The sequence below is a fragment of the Nodosilinea sp. LEGE 07088 genome (genome assembly GCF_015207395.1).
GTDB lineage: Bacteria > Cyanobacteriota > Cyanobacteriia > Phormidesmidales > Phormidesmidaceae > Nodosilinea.
The window spans coordinates 24,603-41,247 of record NZ_JADEWX010000010.1; the positions used below are offsets into that span (position 1 = coordinate 24,603).

General features: G+C 51.6%; 19 protein-coding genes. 10 read left to right on the forward strand and 9 right to left on the reverse strand.

From position 1 onward, the window contains the following. Positions 1–8 precede the first annotated feature (8 nt). From IQ254_RS04395 to IQ254_RS04405, 3 genes are all read right to left on the reverse strand, one after another. Positions 9–539: a DUF3122 domain-containing protein gene (locus IQ254_RS04395; protein WP_193964821.1), complete on the reverse strand. Its 531-nt coding sequence runs from the start codon at positions 537–539 to the stop codon at positions 9–11. Between the two features lie 10 nt (positions 540–549). Next, entirely contained in the window at positions 550–1,158 is a 609-nt protein-coding gene (locus IQ254_RS04400) for a DUF3365 domain-containing protein (protein WP_193964823.1), read from the reverse strand. Between the two features lie 85 nt (positions 1,159–1,243). Beyond that, positions 1,244–2,563, reverse strand: coding sequence for an NAD(P)/FAD-dependent oxidoreductase (locus IQ254_RS04405; protein ID WP_193964825.1), 1,320 nt, complete (start codon positions 2,561–2,563; stop codon positions 1,244–1,246). 546 nt (positions 2,564–3,109) lie between these two features. Here IQ254_RS04405 and IQ254_RS04410 point away from each other — a divergent pair. From IQ254_RS04410 to IQ254_RS04440, 7 genes are all read left to right on the forward strand, one after another. Beyond that, positions 3,110–3,529, forward strand: coding sequence for a DUF302 domain-containing protein (locus tag IQ254_RS04410; protein WP_193964827.1), 420 nt, complete (start codon positions 3,110–3,112; stop codon positions 3,527–3,529). A 124-nt stretch (positions 3,530–3,653) separates the two neighbouring features. Next, positions 3,654–3,869: a DUF2892 domain-containing protein gene (locus IQ254_RS04415; protein ID WP_193964829.1), complete on the forward strand. Its 216-nt coding sequence runs from the start codon at positions 3,654–3,656 to the stop codon at positions 3,867–3,869. Positions 3,870–4,222: 353 nt separating this feature from the next. After that, positions 4,223–4,519: a hypothetical protein gene (locus tag IQ254_RS04420; protein WP_193964831.1), complete on the forward strand. Its 297-nt coding sequence runs from the start codon at positions 4,223–4,225 to the stop codon at positions 4,517–4,519. Between the two features lie 272 nt (positions 4,520–4,791). After that, a complete protein-coding gene (petC, locus tag IQ254_RS04425) occupies positions 4,792–5,325 on the forward strand; it encodes a cytochrome b6-f complex iron-sulfur subunit (RefSeq protein WP_193964833.1) in 534 nt (177 codons plus the stop codon). A 46-nt stretch (positions 5,326–5,371) separates the two neighbouring features. Beyond that, positions 5,372–5,860, forward strand: a complete 489-nt coding sequence (locus IQ254_RS04430) for a universal stress protein (protein WP_193964835.1) — start codon at positions 5,372–5,374, stop codon at positions 5,858–5,860. Between the two features lie 42 nt (positions 5,861–5,902). Next, complete coding sequence (locus IQ254_RS04435) at positions 5,903–6,304, forward strand: rhodanese-like domain-containing protein (protein WP_193964837.1); 402 nt, start codon at positions 5,903–5,905, stop codon at positions 6,302–6,304. 44 nt (positions 6,305–6,348) lie between these two features. After that, positions 6,349–7,338 carry an arsenic resistance protein gene (locus IQ254_RS04440; protein ID WP_193964839.1) on the forward strand — a complete coding sequence of 330 codons (990 nt, stop codon included), beginning with the start codon at positions 6,349–6,351 and terminating at the stop codon, positions 7,336–7,338. A 309-nt stretch (positions 7,339–7,647) separates the two neighbouring features. Here the strand turns inward: IQ254_RS04440 and IQ254_RS04445 are convergent, their stop codons facing one another. From IQ254_RS04445 to IQ254_RS04455, 3 genes are all read right to left on the reverse strand, one after another. Further along, positions 7,648–8,166 (reverse strand): rhodanese-like domain-containing protein, encoded by a 519-nt coding sequence (locus IQ254_RS04445; protein WP_193964841.1) that lies wholly within the window; start codon positions 8,164–8,166, stop codon positions 7,648–7,650. After that, positions 8,156–8,851, reverse strand: a complete 696-nt coding sequence (locus IQ254_RS04450) for a class I SAM-dependent methyltransferase (RefSeq protein WP_228040142.1) — start codon at positions 8,849–8,851, stop codon at positions 8,156–8,158. The genes IQ254_RS04445 and IQ254_RS04450 overlap by 11 nt, the downstream gene beginning before the upstream one ends. 98 nt (positions 8,852–8,949) lie before the next feature. Further along, positions 8,950–9,843 carry an alpha/beta fold hydrolase gene (locus IQ254_RS04455; RefSeq protein WP_193964845.1) on the reverse strand — a complete coding sequence of 298 codons (894 nt, stop codon included), beginning with the start codon at positions 9,841–9,843 and terminating at the stop codon, positions 8,950–8,952. A 749-nt stretch (positions 9,844–10,592) separates the two neighbouring features. On the opposite strand from IQ254_RS04455, the gene IQ254_RS04460 reads away from it, so the two are divergent. Further along, the gene (locus tag IQ254_RS04460) at positions 10,593–10,790 is read left to right on the forward strand and encodes a hypothetical protein (RefSeq protein WP_193964847.1); all 198 of its coding nucleotides are present in this window, start codon (positions 10,593–10,595) and stop codon (positions 10,788–10,790) included. Between the two features lie 42 nt (positions 10,791–10,832). Here IQ254_RS04460 and IQ254_RS04465 read toward each other — a convergent pair whose 3' ends face one another. From IQ254_RS04465 to IQ254_RS04475, 3 genes are read right to left on the reverse strand one after another with little or no spacing between them, the layout of a single operon-like run. Beyond that, complete coding sequence (locus tag IQ254_RS04465) at positions 10,833–11,204, reverse strand: hypothetical protein (protein ID WP_193964849.1); 372 nt, start codon at positions 11,202–11,204, stop codon at positions 10,833–10,835. Then, on the reverse strand, positions 11,201–11,689 hold the full coding sequence (locus IQ254_RS04470; protein WP_193964851.1) for a hypothetical protein: 489 nt from the start codon (positions 11,687–11,689) through the stop codon (positions 11,201–11,203). The genes IQ254_RS04465 and IQ254_RS04470 overlap by 4 nt, the downstream gene beginning before the upstream one ends. A gap of 44 nt (positions 11,690–11,733) precedes the next feature. Continuing rightward, on the reverse strand, positions 11,734–12,867 hold the full coding sequence (locus IQ254_RS04475; RefSeq protein ID WP_193964853.1) for a ParM/StbA family protein: 1,134 nt from the start codon (positions 12,865–12,867) through the stop codon (positions 11,734–11,736). Between the two features lie 324 nt (positions 12,868–13,191). Between IQ254_RS04475 and IQ254_RS04480 the strand changes: the two genes are divergently transcribed. Together IQ254_RS04480 and IQ254_RS04485 are read left to right on the forward strand one after the other, a co-directional pair. Then, the gene (locus tag IQ254_RS04480) at positions 13,192–15,288 is read left to right on the forward strand and encodes a hypothetical protein (protein WP_193964855.1); all 2,097 of its coding nucleotides are present in this window, start codon (positions 13,192–13,194) and stop codon (positions 15,286–15,288) included. A 6-nt stretch (positions 15,289–15,294) separates the two neighbouring features. Continuing rightward, on the forward strand, positions 15,295–16,554 hold the full coding sequence (locus tag IQ254_RS04485) for an AAA family ATPase (RefSeq protein WP_193964857.1): 1,260 nt from the start codon (positions 15,295–15,297) through the stop codon (positions 16,552–16,554). The last annotated feature ends 91 nt before the right edge of the window (positions 16,555–16,645 follow it).

Here is a 16,645-nt window from a genome sequence, read left to right on the forward strand (position 1 = left end):
AGGCTACTCTATTGATAAGTCGCTGTTGTTTTCCACTCCTGAATGACAGATGGAGCGATCGGCAATACAACATCGTCTGCGGCCAAATTTGGCAACCTGAGCTGTAAAGGAATCGCGGCTGGTAGCTGAGAGACAATGGGCTGCAAATCATACTGGCCCACGTTGGCTTCGGGAGCCGATGCATCGGTAAAGATGTCGCTTGAGGCATCTGCTGCCGTGAGAGATTGTCCCAGGGAGGTGATGAGGGTGAGCGGTCGCTCTCGATCGATCTCAGCCGTGCCGGGAAACCCCACTAGCCGCAAATAAAAGCGGGTGCTGCCATCGGGTCGGATGCGATTGAAGGCGATCGCTTGCCAAGTATTACCGTGCTGATCACTGACCGTCTGCCGAGACTGGTAGACCACCTGCCCAGGTGCTTCCTCCAATTGGCGAATTGCGGCTTGGGCAGGCCAGGGGTAGACCAGAACGCTCAAAAGGCAAGCGCCTAACAGCGCTATTGCGGCTAACTGGGACACCATTTTTTGGACGAAATTGCCCATCGTTATCCTCCTAAGATCCTGAGAGGGCATCTTCTAGCGCTTGTTTGACCTCGGGAATAAAGACCGCATACATGCCCCGCAAATCGCCGACGTTAAAGTCATAGGCGAGATCTTGGGGATAGTTGTCTTTAACGAATTGCGGACGGTTGTTCTGAGCCCCATGACAGGCGAGGCAGCTCGCTTCCACATTGATGCGGCGGTAGTAGCGCGTCCCAGTTACGCCATCCAGGGTTTCGGGTTCCCAAAAACCCGTGAGGTCGGGGTCTTGCTCAAACTTAGCCAGGGCCATTCTGGCGTGGAGATTGTCGGGGGCGTGGGCCGGATTGCGGTATTTTGTGGCCATCTGTTTCACCTGCCAGCCGTTTTCTTGACTGAGCTGCATGGCTTTCATGCCCACCGGTTTGCAGACTTGTTTCATGGTTTCTGCGGTCGGCGCTTCGGGAGCATCCTTTAAATAGGCGGCAAGATTGCTCCGCATGGCATCTAAATTTTCAATTTCTTCGACGGCTTTGGCGAGTTGGGCGGGGTCAGGCTGAGCCTGGGCGATCGCGGGCAGGCCCACGAGTACCCAAACAACCAGGGATACGCCGAGGACTAAGCGAGAAAAAAATTTAATCATGGTCGGGGTGGTGGCGTGATCAAAAGTAGTCGTCGTTAATCGGCAAAAGGGGCACAGTCGCGCTTGGTCGGGATGCACGCGCAACTCAACCCACCAAGGATTCAGACCCTGGGGCTGCCGTTTTAGCACTGCTGGAAACATCCTTCAACAGTTGCAGCCCGAACAGCGATCGCAGCCCCAGCCGCTCGTACCAGGGCATGCCCACGCCAAAGCGAATTTTCATCATGAAATATTCTTCAAAAGCGGCTTTCACCCACACCACCCAGGGGCCACGCACCGCGTAGGAGCGTTTCCGCTTTCCGGTTTTGGGGTCGGGGAGTACCGGAGCGGCAATGTAGGCAATACCCGTCTCGCCAAACTCCGCGAAACAGAGGGCCTCTAAGGTCGGTACTTGAGGCTTGGCGTTGATCGCTTTGAGGTCAACCGCGATATTGTGGGCCGCAGCGGTCGCCATCGCTTCAGCCATTTGTCCGCTTTTGGGGAGCCCAATCGGCACCGGAGTGACATCGGGCTGGGCCAATTTGACACTGACCCCGGCGGCATAGATATTGGCAAACTCGGGGTGACGCTGGGTGGGCAAAATGGGAATAAAGCCTTTGTCATCGCCGAGCCCAGGCACCTCTCGGATAAACTGCGCTCCCTGAAAGGCAGGCAAAATCATGGCGTAATGAAAGGGCAACTGGCGGCCATCGGCCAGGGTCACCGTTTGGGGCTCCACGGCGGTAATGGTGGCATTGTCAATCACCTCAATTCCCCGTTCTTGCATCAGCTCGGCGGTCAGCTCTCGGGCCTGGCGTACCCCCGAGACGCCTAAATGTCCGGCGTAGGGTTCTGGGGTGACGTAGGTGATCGGGGCTTGATCTCGCAACCCTCGACGGCGCAATTCTTGATCGGCAATCAGGGCAAATTCATAGGCGGGGCCAAAGCAGCCTGCACCGGGAGCCGCTCCTACCACGATGGGGCCAGGATTTTCTAAAAAGTCGAGCCAGGCCTGACGGGCTTCGAGAGCATGGTCGGGGGTGCAGACCGAGTGGGTATAGCCCCCATGGGGGCCAGTGCCCGGTACCCGGTCCCAGGCGAGGGAGGCACCGGTGGCAATGAGCAGGTAGTCATAGGCGATCGCCTCCTGCCCCTCAATCGTTAGGCACTGCTGGGTGGTGTCGAGCGCTGTGACCTGGCCCGACACCCAGTTGAGGTGATGGCGCTGAGCGAGTTGAGCCAAGCCCATCTGAACATGCGACAGGGGTTTCAAATTGAAAGCGACCTGAATCAACCCTGGAATAAAGGTGAATTCAGATTTATCGGACACCAGGGTTACTGTATGCTCCTTAGGCAACAGATGCCTGAGTTCGTAGGCGGCTGGCAAGCCCCCCAATCCGGCTCCAATTACAACAACATTAGCCATAGTGTGCTTTCATCCTCTATGTTTTCATTCACCTGTTGGGCAACTTTCCTGAAAAGCCTGTCAATCTTGCATTTGCCCTTATTCCAAGGTTGGGAGAAGGGCACCAAAAACCTTTCAAACTCTCTCCTCTACCAGATTTGGGAGAGGAGGGCTGGGGAGGTGAGGGCTAAATAGTTGCACAACAGGTCACTCGGACTTTTTTATCAGGCGTTTATTCATCCCTCGGGGCAACACAGCTCTCCGAACGTCTGAGCTTCAGCCAATAGGAGAGTAGGCCAACATTTTGAGGAAGTTATGAGGCACCTCACTCAAGCATCATCCACTCCTTTCTTTATTTGAGCATACTACTAATTAGTTATATGGTTTTACAAATAGACTAAGATCTATGCATCGCCTTTGAGGATTGCTTTCTTGGTCGGGGACAAGAACCAACAACTAATTGGTTATATAGTGAAAATAAGTTAATCAATCAAGGGCTGGTCTGAAAGTCATCCTGATGGACAGATGCCTTGATTCACAAGCACTGTAGTCATAGAGATCCGATTGATGTATCACTTTAGTAAAGTTGTAAATGCCTCATTTGCAGAGGCCATAGAACAGGTGACAGAGTCGCTCCGAGAAGAAGGGCTCGGGATCCTGACCGAAATTGACGTGCAGGCCGCCTTTAAGAAAAAGCTCGGCAAAGACTTTCGCAATTACAAAATTCTCGGGGCCTGCCATCCCGGCATCGCCTACAACATGATTCAAGCGGATGACAAAGCTGGGACGCTTTACCCCTGCAATGTGGTGGTCCAAGAGCATGAAGATGGCCGCGTCGAGGTCTCGGCGGTCGATCCGCTGATGATGTTTTTAATGGTGCATACCCCTGAGGCCAAGGCGATTGCGTTAGAAGCCAGCGAAAAAATGCAGGCTGTGATCGATCGCCTGCCCGCCGCCACAATGCCTGAGTTGGCTGGGGTGGCCTGAGTTTTGCCTCAGTCCTGGAATGTTGAGTTCCTGAACGGATAGCCGCTGCTCACAACATCCACACATTCGCCTGATTTGATTTTACTGATTCAATTTTGACCAATCATCTTTGGAGATAAATCCTATGTTGAACAATGTCGGTACCATTGATCGCTTACTGCGCCTAATCGCAGCCGCTGTTCTGCTGTATTTGGGTTTGCAAACCCATGCTGGATCAGCCCTGGGAATCGGGCTGGCTGTGGTCGGGGGCATTGCCCTGCTCACGGGCCTGATCGGTTCCTGTGCCCTGTACGGATTGCTCGGGATCAATACCCGCAAGTCCAACCAATCCCTGTCATAAAGTCAGACGATTTTATTCAGAGTGATTGAACGGCGATGGAGACTTTCAGGTCGGGTGAGCGATCGCTTCCTTTGACTCACGGCCCTTGGTGGTGCAGAAAACTCTGGAAATTCCTATGAATAAGGGATTCTCACTGAGACAGTAATTTGAGGATCGCTTAAAAAATTGGATGAGGGAAGTGGATTCAAGCTGATATTTTGACCGTCTCAGCCATTCACCATGAGACTCAAAAAAGTTTTCTGCGCCCCTGAGTGATCAAATCTCCTTCGTTGAGATCGACCTACTGACTTTCCCTGAGTAGACGACGGCAGGAGTTTGCTTATCATTCACCAATCACGTTGTTAGAGGTTCACATGGCTACGTTAACCCAAGGTACCCTCGTCACCATTATTGGTGAAGCGGTTTTGCAGGAACGTTTGATTCATTTGTTTACCCAGCTGAAAGTGTCAGGCTACACGCTGATTCCCGCTAAAGGAGCCGGTAGTCATGGTAGACGCATGGGCGATATTGCGGGCTACAACACCAATATTGAAATCAAGACCATTGTTTCGAGCACCATTGCCGACCAGATCATGGAAGCCCTGAAGCCGTTTCAGGCCACCCATGCGTTGATTGCCTTTCAGCAAGAAGTGGAAGGGTTGTTTGATTAGGTTGCAGCCGATGGCGTTGCAGCATCAAAGAATGAATGGTCAGAATTAGACATTCTGCTGGATGGCCCTCTAAGCCCCCAACTCCCAATTCTGAGGAAGCAAGACTATACCCCGATAGCTTCCTAGTTTTAGACCCTGAAGCATTGATTCGGGGTCTACCGAATCAACCCAGCGCTGCAATCTGGGTGAGTCCTAACAAATTGAGTTTTTGAGAGAACTACCGCACCATTCTTTCTGCACTGTCATTAAAAGAACTGGAGTTAATTTGAATAATGGAAGATGCCATTCCGTATGAAAGTCCGTCCCTATCGCGGCGGCAATTGCTCAACTTTTTAACCGGGGCTGCCGTAGCGGCCACCGCCAGCTCAGCACTGTACCCCGCTGCCAAATTTCTGGTACCGCCTCGAGAGGTGACTGAAGGGGGCGGGATTCTCGCTAAAGACAAACTGGGTAATCCCATTCCGGCGAGTCAAATTTTGGCTGAACCCCCTGGCACCCGTGCCCTGATTGCCGGATTAGCCGGTGAACCCACTTATTTGACGATCCAGATGGATGGTTCTGTGTCCCCCAGGGGGATTGTCGATAACTGCACGCACCTGGGCTGCACGTTTCCCTGGAACTCGAACGATCAGCAGTTTCAATGCCCGTGCCACGGATCCCTCTACGACCCCGATGGCAATGTCGTGCGAGGCCCCGCGCCGCTCCCCCTCAAGATTGTTCATGTGGCGGTGAAAGATGACGCCATCTGGATTTATCCCTGGAATGAAACTGACCCCCGGACGGGAGAACAGCCCTGGTGGGTCTAGGGACTTAACAGACACCTGACTTGGCCCAGAAAACAGGAAGAATACTATGTTCACCAAAATCTTAGTCCCCCTAGACCGTTCTCAACAGGCTGACGATGTCTTTGCCAAGGCGATCAAAACGGCCTTGGCTAACGATAGCCAGTTGATGCTATTCACAGCTCTGGACTGGGACTTTCATGTGGGGCTCGGTGCCTTTGACGCGATTGAAATGGAGACCGACCTGTCGGGGGCCTTTGCCGCCTCTCAGCAAAGCCAGTTAGAGGAAAAGCTGAGCGAGACCCGTCACTGGTTAAAACGTTATGTCGCTCAAGCAACCGAGCAGCACATCCCGGTTCAGTCTCGGTGTGCCGTGGGTCATCCGGGGCCCCTGATTCGCGACTTGGCCCAGGAGTGGGGAGCCGACTTAATTGTGTTAGGGCGTCGAGGCCTGGGAGGGATCTCTGAGATGTTCCTGGGCAGCGTGAGCAATTATGTCCTACACCATGTTGCCTGCTCAGTCTTAGTGGTGCAAGGACAAGCAGAGAGTCCAGACTGAGCAGTGGACTAACCGTTTCACCACTCACATTGGAGAAATGATATGGATTCGATGTCATCCCTGACTCCGTCGGTGGTTGAGCTGACGCCTGAAGAATTTGTCCACCGGCCTCATCCCCCACGACTGATTGATGTGCGCAGTGGATTGGAATATGCGCAGTTTCATGCGCCGGGGGCGATCAGCCTGAGCCTGCCGCGCATTTTGATGGGACGGTTGCCCTGGCTTAAAACCTGGGTGCTGCCCCACTGGTTTCGCACTTTGCCCAAAACAGAGGCGATCGCCCTGATTTGTCTGACCGCTCACCGCAGTCCGCTCGCGGCCCAGACCCTCGTGAAAGACGGTTTTAGCCAAGTATTCAATATTACGGGGGGCATGGTGGCCTGGCAAAAAGCCGGACTCCCCACCCAAAAGGGCACCGCGAAAACCGCTGAGGTTTCTGATTAAGCAAACCATCATTCATCATCACAACGATTTAGGAGAGCCGTCCCATGTGGAAAGTCTTGGGCTTTATTCAAAAAAATCTCGTCTGGTCAATTCCGGCCTTTATGGTGGCCGGAATCATCGTCGGCGCATTGACCAATCCAGCCCCCCTCAAGTCGCTGATCATTCCCCTGACTTTCCTCATGGTGTATCCCATGATGATTAATCTGCAGATTCAGAAGGTGTTGTCGGGGGGCGACACCAAAGTGCAGATAGTCACCCAGGTCATCAACTTCGCCGTGGTGCCGTTTTTTGCCTTGGCGATGGGTCGAGTGTTTTTTGGCGATCGCCCCCTGGTGGCGCTGGGCCTGTTGCTGGCGTCTCTGCTGCCCACCAGCGGCATGACCATTTCCTGGACGGGCTTTGCCAAGGGCAACCTGAGCGCTGCTGTCAAAATGACGGTGATTGGGCTGATTCTGGGGTCTATCGCCACTCCGTTTTATGCCAAGTGGCTCATGGGCACCGTAGTCGAAATTCCGTTGGCAAGTATTTTCAAGCAAATCATCATTATTGTTTTCTTGCCCATGATTCTGGGGTTTGTCACCCGCATTGCCCTGATTCAAGCTGTTGGGGCAGATAAATACAACAAAAATCTCAAACAAAAGTTTCCCGCCTTTTCCACCATTGGCGTTTTAGGCATCGTGTTTGTGGCGATGGCGCTGAAGGCGAAAGACATCCTCGCCAATCCATTAGTCTTGCTTTCATTCTTAATTCCCCTAGCGATCTTGTATGCGGGGAATTTTCTCCTCAGTACCCTGGTCGGTAAGTTCTTTTTTGAACGGGGGGATGCGATCGCCCTGGTCTACGGCACGGTGATGCGGAATCTGTCCATTGCTTTAGCGATCGCCATGACCGCCTTTGGCAACGAACAAGGCTCCGAAATTGCCTTAATCATTGCCATGGCCTACATCATCCAGGTACAGGCCGCGGCCTGGTACGTGAAATTTACGGATAGAATATTTGGCCCTACTGAACAAGTGCAGACCCAAGCCGGTTAGTGGCACAGGTTAGATCAATCCTTTGGGGACGCATTCCGTCTTTAGACCATGGATTTCTTCAATGATTGAACGCCTTGGGATCACAGTTTTGGTGGATAACACCGCTGGCGGTAGGGGACTGCTGAGTGAGTATCGTATACATGCCACCCTTGAATGCTTAAAACGGTATGACATGCAATTGCTCGGTGCTAACCATTGCACCGGACTAACAACCATGGGCGCTTTGTGGCATAAATTGGGCGATCGCTGTGTCGATTGCCGGACATGCACTCAGGTGGTAATCGTTTGGCAAGCAGACTAAGGAAATAGTTACTTGACGATCATCTCCCCAGCTGTTTTCCACCCGGCAAAACTGGGCGGAAAGCCCTGAACGTTGTCATAGCCCAACAGGTGCAATGTCATCACCCCCATCGCCGATCGATAGCCCGTCGAACAGTACAGCACCACGGGGCGATCGCGGACAATTTTATCCAAATTATCCGTCAAGGTTCGCAGCGGAATATTGATGGCGTTAGGAATGTGGCCAGACTGATATTCCGAAGGCTCGCGCACATCGACTAACACCGCTTCAGGGTTGGCTAACCGACTTTTCAAGCTGGCCACGTTCGAGATCGCGTAATAGCCAGTAGGCATCGACGTGAGGAAGCGATCGACTCCCAATTTTAACTCCAGGGATGCTTCAGGCAGAGATTGATCCCCTTCTTGTAAGATCGCTTCAGTGGCTGGTAGCGGTGCTGCCAGTACCGAGCTTGGCCCCACCCCCAACCAGAGGCAGACCCCCAGGGCGAGCGCCAGCACTACGGCCCGAATTGATTTGCTAAATATCATGAATATCTCCTAAAGTGGGTTGTCTAGATTTGCTCTGGCCGTGGGCTAATTCAGTCTTAGAATCGATCGATGCTCGGGTTGCTACGCCAGCAATATGGGGGCTAACCACCGGAATAGATAGTCGAAAGGTCTGATAGTCCACTGTTGCAAACCCTGCCTTTTCCAAGTTTCTCCAGGTTTCTCGGTTGGGATGGCAGTGATCAAACACCGTCTTCCAGACCGGCGTAATGCCATCCTGAACGGTGCGAGTGCAGGTACCGTCGGTTGCGGCAACGTGCTCCATAAAGACAAACTTGCCGTCAGGTTTTAGCACTCGCTGAATATCCTTTAGAGTCGTGTCAATGTCAGTCACAGAACACAATACATAGGTGCTCACCACCGCATCCAGGCTGCCGTCTTCGACCGGAAATTGCTCAGCTGGCTGACCATGTAGTTCGATATCTTTCAGTCCGTGGCGTTCGGCCTCTTGACGAATATAGAGATGGGTAAACAGGTTAGGCTCTACCCCAATCCAGTGAATGTCTGGGGGAAAATAGGTTAAGTTCGTCCCTGCTCCGGGGCCAATTTCTAATACCCGGCCCTGCAAATGGCCCAATAGCGATCGCTTCAGGTCGGCCATTGTGGTGTAGTCGTGGCAATCATGCAGCTTGATGGTTTGCTCATCTGCCTCGGTGGCCTTGGCCATTCCCCAGGCCAAAACCCGTCTATACCCATTCTGCCAACCTGCGCTGTTCGTTATGGGGCTCATTATGATGTCTCTATCTCCTGGTGGTTGGTCAAACCCTAGGCCAGTAAAGGCAAGAGTTTACGAATGAGGCCGATCGTCACCGCTGGTTGCTCGAGCTGCGGGGTAAATCCCACGTCATCCAGGTAGTAAACGTAGCGAATAGCTTGAGGGTTCATCTCTGCTAGCCGACGACCGACGCTAGGATGGGTAAACTCAGAGCCTTTGCCCCACAGCAGGGCGGTCGGCACCGTCAGGTCTGTGATGTATTGGGACAAGTCAAAGCACAAATCCCCTCGCACAAAGGAGAGCGCGGCATACTCAGCGTTGTCTTGTTGAGCCGATTGCAGATAGGCTTCCACGATTTCAGGGCTAATTCGTGCGGCATCGGCAAACTGACGCTGCTCTAAAAAGCTACGAATGCCAAAACTGTTAGCCACCCCTGCACCATACAGCAAATGGTTGAGCGGGGGGGCATTCACAGACTGGGCAAACTGGGCAAACCCGCTTTTGCGATAGTCTTTGCCAAACTCGGCTAAACCCGCAGCGGTGGTGACAATTAATGACTTGAATAAGTCAGGTCTTTCGACGGCGGCCCGAATCGTGAAGGCCGCTGTTAAGGCTGAGGCAATAACGGTTGTGGGAGCCTGACAGGTCTGCTCCAGAAACTCAATGATGCTGGCGATGTAATCTTCGGCCCGATAGTTACGGACGGGATGATCGGAGCGGCCCCAACCCACTAAATCGGGGGCCAGAATTTGATAATCAGCGGCAAACGCCGGATAAACCTTTGACCATTCGTAGGCAGACGACCCACCCCCTAGGCCGTGCAGAAACACCAAGGCTTCTTTTAATGGAGCTTCATCCCACGGTTCTCCTTGAGCCGTGTAGTAAGCCATTTTGCCTAGCTGGGTCGTCATAGACCGTTCGCCAAAACCACGAGGGATAAACATCTGTTATGAGCTTGCGCCCCTCCTAATAGCTTCTTTTAATATAACTAAATAATCATAGAGTGACAAAGCAAAGGGAAGCTCGGCTTCCTTGGCTTTACCCCCTTGGGTTAGGAACGCCTAGTCGCTTTCAGCCTCTATTTCGGCTTAGTCTAATCTGGGCCAGTGGGTAGATTGGCGGGTCGTTGCGCCCGATGTCATACACCAAAGAGCTAAAAATCGCGATTGGCCGATTGCCAATGTTTCAACAGCGGTTGAATGACCACGCTGAATAGATAAACTGCCCCAGCAACTAGGATGATCGTGGTCCCAGAGGTAAGGTGAGCGCAATAGTACTAACAAATTAGGCTAGTCGAATAGAGATTACAAAGCAGCACTTTGGCTTGCAAGCTTGCAACCAATAATGACTGAGACCTGGGTAAAGCCAGGATGTCTATGTTTCGTCTAACGGACTGGACTGACCGCTGTCCACCCCTCGAGACGGGTCGTTCTTATTAAGGATGACAAGCGCCCTGTCGATGTCTCGAACTTTGATGCCTCTCAGGGCGGTCAGAATAGTTTTGATGAGAACGACTTCATCTGTAGTCAGAGTGATCATGCTTTTCCTCCATTGGCAGCGCCAGCGTAAATTGGGGTATGGGAACTGCGGTGATGATCCATCATAAGGCGATTGCCTTTATAAGGCAATATCCCTAGATTTGTGTTGCTAAAAATAGCAGCATAGGTAAGTAGCCTTAAGGTAGGTTAAGCGAGTGCCAAAGCCAGCTAAGCCACAGATCAGGGTGTATATCACTGAGGAGAAAGATCGGCTGCTGAAGGCGATCGCGGGTATCAAAGACTCCTCGGTAAATGCGATCGCCAATGAAGCCATCGACCATTGGCTAGCCGAGGCAGAGCAACAAGAAATTATCCAAAAGTTCAACCTCGATCAGCTGGAGGAGTTGAGTTAACCTCTCATCGCTCAGTTTTATGGACAACCCCTAGAGAGCGCTTCACATTGTCCTTTGCCCTGGCTCAAATTGAGGTTCTGCCAGATCCTGCTGTAGCTCCCGACGAATCAGGACAAACCGCTGCACATCTGCCTGGGTCAGCCAAGACTCAATCTCGTAGAACGTTTGCTCATTGTCTCGCTGAGTCCGCAACGTGAGAATTGTCTCCGGCCGGTGATGAGCATCGCCCTTAAACTCGATGTTCAGATCGCGCTCCCTTTTCACAATCGTGTAAAACTGCTTGCCCTCGAACACCCGCTGCCCCCGAACTTGGTCGCGGCAAAACCGCTCCAGCAGCAGCACCGCCGTCCCCGCGATCTGCTCCTGGGTCTGACGGTCAACGGAGATAGGTGTCCTAGGTCGCGGCGGATTCACGTCAAGTCATTGATAAAAGGGTTGAGCCCCGCCATGATGGCGGCATCATCTCCCAAGAACTCCCGCAGTGGCTGATCCACCGGCCCTGAATCAGTCGGAGTTGTGATGGGTACTGTTGTGGTGGATGCCACGGGGTCTTTAGCTGATGGCAAATGCTGTGGAGTTGGCCCAACCACTGGGAGAGCTATCGTGGTTGGCAACACCGGAGCATCGAGAGCATCTAACTCTGGGAGAAACCGCTCCTTGATTTCTAGAATCTGAGTCGTCAATTGCTGAATTGATCGCATTGCCTGTCGCCGAATTTCATCCTGGGAAGCCTGAACTGCTGCCATGGCAAACGGGCCATAACAGCCATTCAGGGCTGATCGCATTCGGGCATGGAGGTCATGGCGCGATCGCCCACGGCAATAACCGATCACCGCCACATCCAGCTCATCCCGGCTGGAGTACTGAATCCGGGCCTTTGTTTCTGACGTTTGGGTCATGCTTCTGAGTCCTTATCTTTGCTGCAATTGGAGAGAGTTTGGCGCTAGCGGGGCTGGGTTGGCTTGGCGCTGTACATAAAGGTCTTGAACAACCCATAGACATCGGCCCATCGAACGCTGGTAATCAAGTCAGGTTCAGCCGTGCCATCCTGGCCCCGCAGTACGTCGGTCATCTCCTGCCGCAGGGATTCGGCCCAGGTGATCTGTTGAGCAAGCCCGCGCTGGTCAAAAAACTGCTCCAGCTCTGGCTGAATGAAATAGGCAGCACCCCCGCCCACAATTACCTCCACCTCAGCCGAGGGCAGCCACTCCACCAGAAACTGGTTCACTCGATCCAAATAGAACTCACGGGCGTAGCTACAGGCCTTAGCCAGGTCGAGAGCTTCCTTGCGGCCTGGGACGTGAAAGGTGGGGTGCCCCTGAAGGATTGCTTCCAGCAGAGCCGGGTCATCGGGAGCGACACCCGGTAGCTCAGTGGCACACTGCTTCAGGTATTCCACAAATCCTGGCCCCTGGGAGGTGCTATTGGTTTCCTGGGGCGTGCTGCCCTTCTCGAAGGTGAGAATAGAGAGATTGCGGTGGCCAAACATAAGGACGACGACGGTGGAGTCGCGAATCCCTACCCCAGCTCTGGCCAGCTGCAACCCCTTGGCCAGGTAAAGCCCGGCCCCCTCTGGCTGCATCTCGATGCGCTCTAGCTGCCCAAACAGAGACCTGCCCCGAAAGCTGAAGTCTGAGATCGCCCCCAGAATCTGGGCCTTTAACTCCTTGCGGTCTTGCCAGTATTCTTCCAATGGCAGCAACAGCCCCAGTTGGGCGATGAACTCACAACCTGAGCTGTCGGAATCCTGGGCTACCAGAGTCTTCTCAGCGATGACGCCGAGGGTAGCCAAGATTTTGTAGACGGCGCGATCGCGCTTGGGCAAAGCCAGACCCGAGTCACCTTTTTGGGCGATCGCTAACGCCCCAATGGCATAAGCACTACTCCCCACCATCACATAGGCACTGTCCTCCGGTTCCTGGCTAGTCAGCCCTCCTAACATCAGCCGGTCGAGCCGGGCGGGGTTCAGTCGAGCCACCTGGGGGTCTAGGTGCAGCAGGTAGGGCTGGCCCTGCCAGTAGAGGCACTTGGTGGCAGAGCTGCCCATGTCGATGTAGGTCTGAATGATTTGGGTCATAGTTCGAATGCCAATGACAGCGTTTAATCAACATCGACTGTAGTTTTGATAAACTTCAAGAGAAACAAATTCCACAGGTTCAATAAACCTTTCGCGAGCGACAGCAGAAATTTCTTATTCATACTCAATTTTAGGATAACCAGAATCGCTAAATCCATCCTAATTGCTATAAGTCAAATAATTCATTCAATGCTTCAATCTCAAAATTGACAATCCAGCTCATGAATTTTCTTTGTCAACTCAAAATTTGAAGCGCATTAGTCTAAAATCATAAATTAAATCCTAATTGATATTGTCTAAGTCCACGCGCAATAGGTCAAATAAATGGATGATAGAATCGAAATAATAACTCGACTTGCTTCTGAAAGCTTTGACTTGTTTGAATCTGAGAAAAACTTACTGAATTCATTAATCGCAGGAAAGAAAGCAAACTATAGCGTCAAGAATGAAGTATTGAACACTCCTAAAACAGCAGCCAAGTGGGGAAGTGATCGTTTAATAAGAGCCTCTTTTTTGATATGGCTATGTACAGATACTGACGCTATTCAATATATTCCTTATCAGGGGTTGAGGATTATTGGAGCAAGGTTTGAAGGATCACTTAATCTGCAATTTAGCAAGATTGACTTCCCTTTGATATTTCATCGATGCTATTTTAATGAAACTATTTGGCTTAAAGGAGCAACCATCAGGCTCTTAGATTTGTCAGGAACTCACATAGTCAATGCCTCTCTAGAAGCAGAAAGTATTCGAGTAGAAAATGATGTCCTCCTCTGTAATGGATTTTGCATTAGCGGCCGAGTATCGTTAGCAGGAGCTACTATTGGTGGAGTTTTACAGTGTAGTACAAGCAGATTTAACCATCCCTGCGGTGATTCTCTGATAGCTCAGAATGCAGAGATTAAAGGAGATATTTTTCTAAACAGTGGTTTTTATGCGAGCGGTCAAGTATGGCTTCGAGGAGCTATGCTTGGTGGAAGTCTTGTTTGTAGTGGAGGCAGATTTGAAAGTCCTAATGGATATTGTTTGATGGCCAATAGTGTCACAGCCAAAGACAATGTGTATTTAGATAATGGATTCTATTCTAATGGCCAAGTTTCGCTTTCGGATATTAAAATCGGCGGCAGCCTAAAATGCGAAAAAGCTAGCTTCATAAATAGTTGCGATAAGAATATAATAGCAGAAAGAGCAGAAGTAGAAGGAGACTTCTTATTGCGTGAAAGTTTTCTGTGCGGAGGATCAATATGGCTGCTGGGGGCTACTATTGGTGGCAATTTAGATTGTAGTGGGAGCAAACTTTGCAGTAAATACAACATTCAAGGTCTCAGTGGAGATGCTCTCATAGCCCAGAGGGCAGAGATAAGGGGAACTGTTTTCCTTAGAGATGGCTTTCATGCTAAAGGGCTAGTGCTGTTGTCAGATATTGAAGTCGGTGGCGATCTCGACTGCGATAAAGGAATATTTGAGAATTGTAGTGGGCATGCTCTTCTAGCTGAGAGCGCAAAGATTGGAGGTGCTGCCTTATTACGCAAAAATTTCAAGTCTTCTGGGATAGTTTCTTTTTATAATGCCACTGTTGAGGGGGGGCTTTATCTTGACAAGGATATATCTCTATATGATTCGAAGCCTACTACTCTCGATTTGAGATTTGCAAAGGTGCGTACTCTAAGCGATACAGTAGAGAGTTGGCCGCAACAAGGATGCCTCAGGCTCTATGGGTTTATTTATGAAAGAATCGATCATAATTCTCCAAGTAGCAGTGGCGAAAGGCTAAAATGGTTGAGACTTCAAAACCTAAAAGAGTCATTTTCTCCTCAGCCCTATGAACAATTAGCCCAAGTTCTTAAGGGTAGTGGCTATTTGCAAGAGTCAATAGAGATTTTAATTGCCAAACAAGAAGATATCCGCGAGTATGGTCAGATAGGGAAGCGTGGTCAGTTTTGGAATCGATGTCTTGGCATCACAATCAAACATGGCTATCAACCACTCCGAGCATTGTGGATATCGGTAGTGATTATCAGTTCAGGCATAGCTTTGTTTCACTTAGGTTACAAGTATGGGCTAATTGAACCATCAGAATTGGAAGCTTACTCAATTGCGAATCCAGAGACAATGTCATCACCTGCTGATTCACTATCTGAAGAAGATGGCCAAGTGAGACAATCACTTGCCTATCCAGAGTTCTTCGCGCCAACTTATTCGCTCGATGTGTTTTTACCAGTAATTGATCTCCATCAATCAAGTTACTGGATGCCAAAGGCTAGCCGAGGTTGCAAGATTCTCAAAATTGATTTCCTTCTCCTAGATGTACGATGTGGAGGACTTTTACTCGTTTATTTCTGGATACATATTTTGCTCGGCTGGGTTTTTACGTCTCTTTGGGTAGCTGGCTTTTCCGGGCTTATACGTCGAGTAGAGTAAGCGATCTTGCCTTCTCCTCAGCCCGAGGTCTGGGTAATAGACGAAGCCGGGCTCTTGAGTGCCAAGGATGCGCTGGCTTTGGTGACCAAGGCCCAGGTGCAGCAAGCCCGAGTAATTTTAGTGGGAGACACCCGGCAGCTGTCGGCAGTGGAGGCGGGGAACCCGTTCAAGAGTTTGCAGCAGGCGGGGATGGCAACGGCTTACCTCACTCAGTCGCTACGGCAGAAGAATCAGCAGATCAAGGCTGGGGTTGACCTGATTGCCGCTGGGGAAATTGCGGCGGGGGTGCAGCAGTTGAAGCCCTACATCCAGCAGGTGAGGAGTCAGGAGGCGAGGGCAGCGGCGATCGCCCGCGACTATCTCGCCCTAGCTCCAGATAAGCGCCAGAAGACCCTGCTCTTGGCAGGCACCAACCAGGAGCGTTTAGCCATCACTCAGCTAGTGCGAGAGGGCCTGAAGGGAGAAGGAACCCTAGGTCAGAGCCTGACAGTGAAGCGGCTGAAGGCGAGAGATTTGACGGAGACCCAGGCGAGCTATGCCCATCATTTTCAGCCAGGAAATGTACTGATTCCCCAAGCCAGCTACAAACGGCTGGGGATAGAAAAGGGGCAGCACTACGAGGTGCTGGCGACCGATAGCCCCAGTAATGGGCTGATGTTGCGGGGTCCATCCGGGGCAGCGTTGCAGGTGGATCCAGCTCAGATCCGGCGGAAGTCGGTCTATGAGGTTGAGGAGATGGAGATTGCGGTGGGCGATCGCCTGCGATGGACGCGCAATGACCATGCCCTGGGGCGTCGCAATGGCCAGGAGTTTGAGGTGGTGGGTCTGGAGGATGAACAGGTGATGATTCGCTGGGGGCGGGGGAATGTAGGATCCTTCGAAAGTTCGGAGCTGGCGCATATGGATTATGCGCTGGTTAGCACCACCTACGGTGCCCAGGGCAAGTCAGCGGAGCGGGTGATTGGGGCGTTGGATCGCTATGTGGCGCGGGAGAGCTTTTATGTAGCAGTGAGCCGGGTGAAACGGGAGCTGCAGCTATATGCGTTGGAAGACCTGAATCGGCTGATTGAGCGGGTAGAGCGATCTAAGGCGAAGGAAAACCCTGGGGAGGTTATAGGTATCAGGAGTGGCAGATCTCAACTCGCTGATCGGGCACTACCAAAGAATTTGGGCGATTTAGTTGCCATGGTCAATCGACAAGTAAACTCGGCTCATGCAAGTCATAGCGGCAGTTCGATCAGACACGATAGAGGCTTTGAACGATAAGGGATTGGCCTAAGCCAAAATACAAGAACAAAACTGGAGTAAGGGGAGCAGAAAGCTTTACTAGCTGGGGATTTGGCAAGGTGAGTAGGAG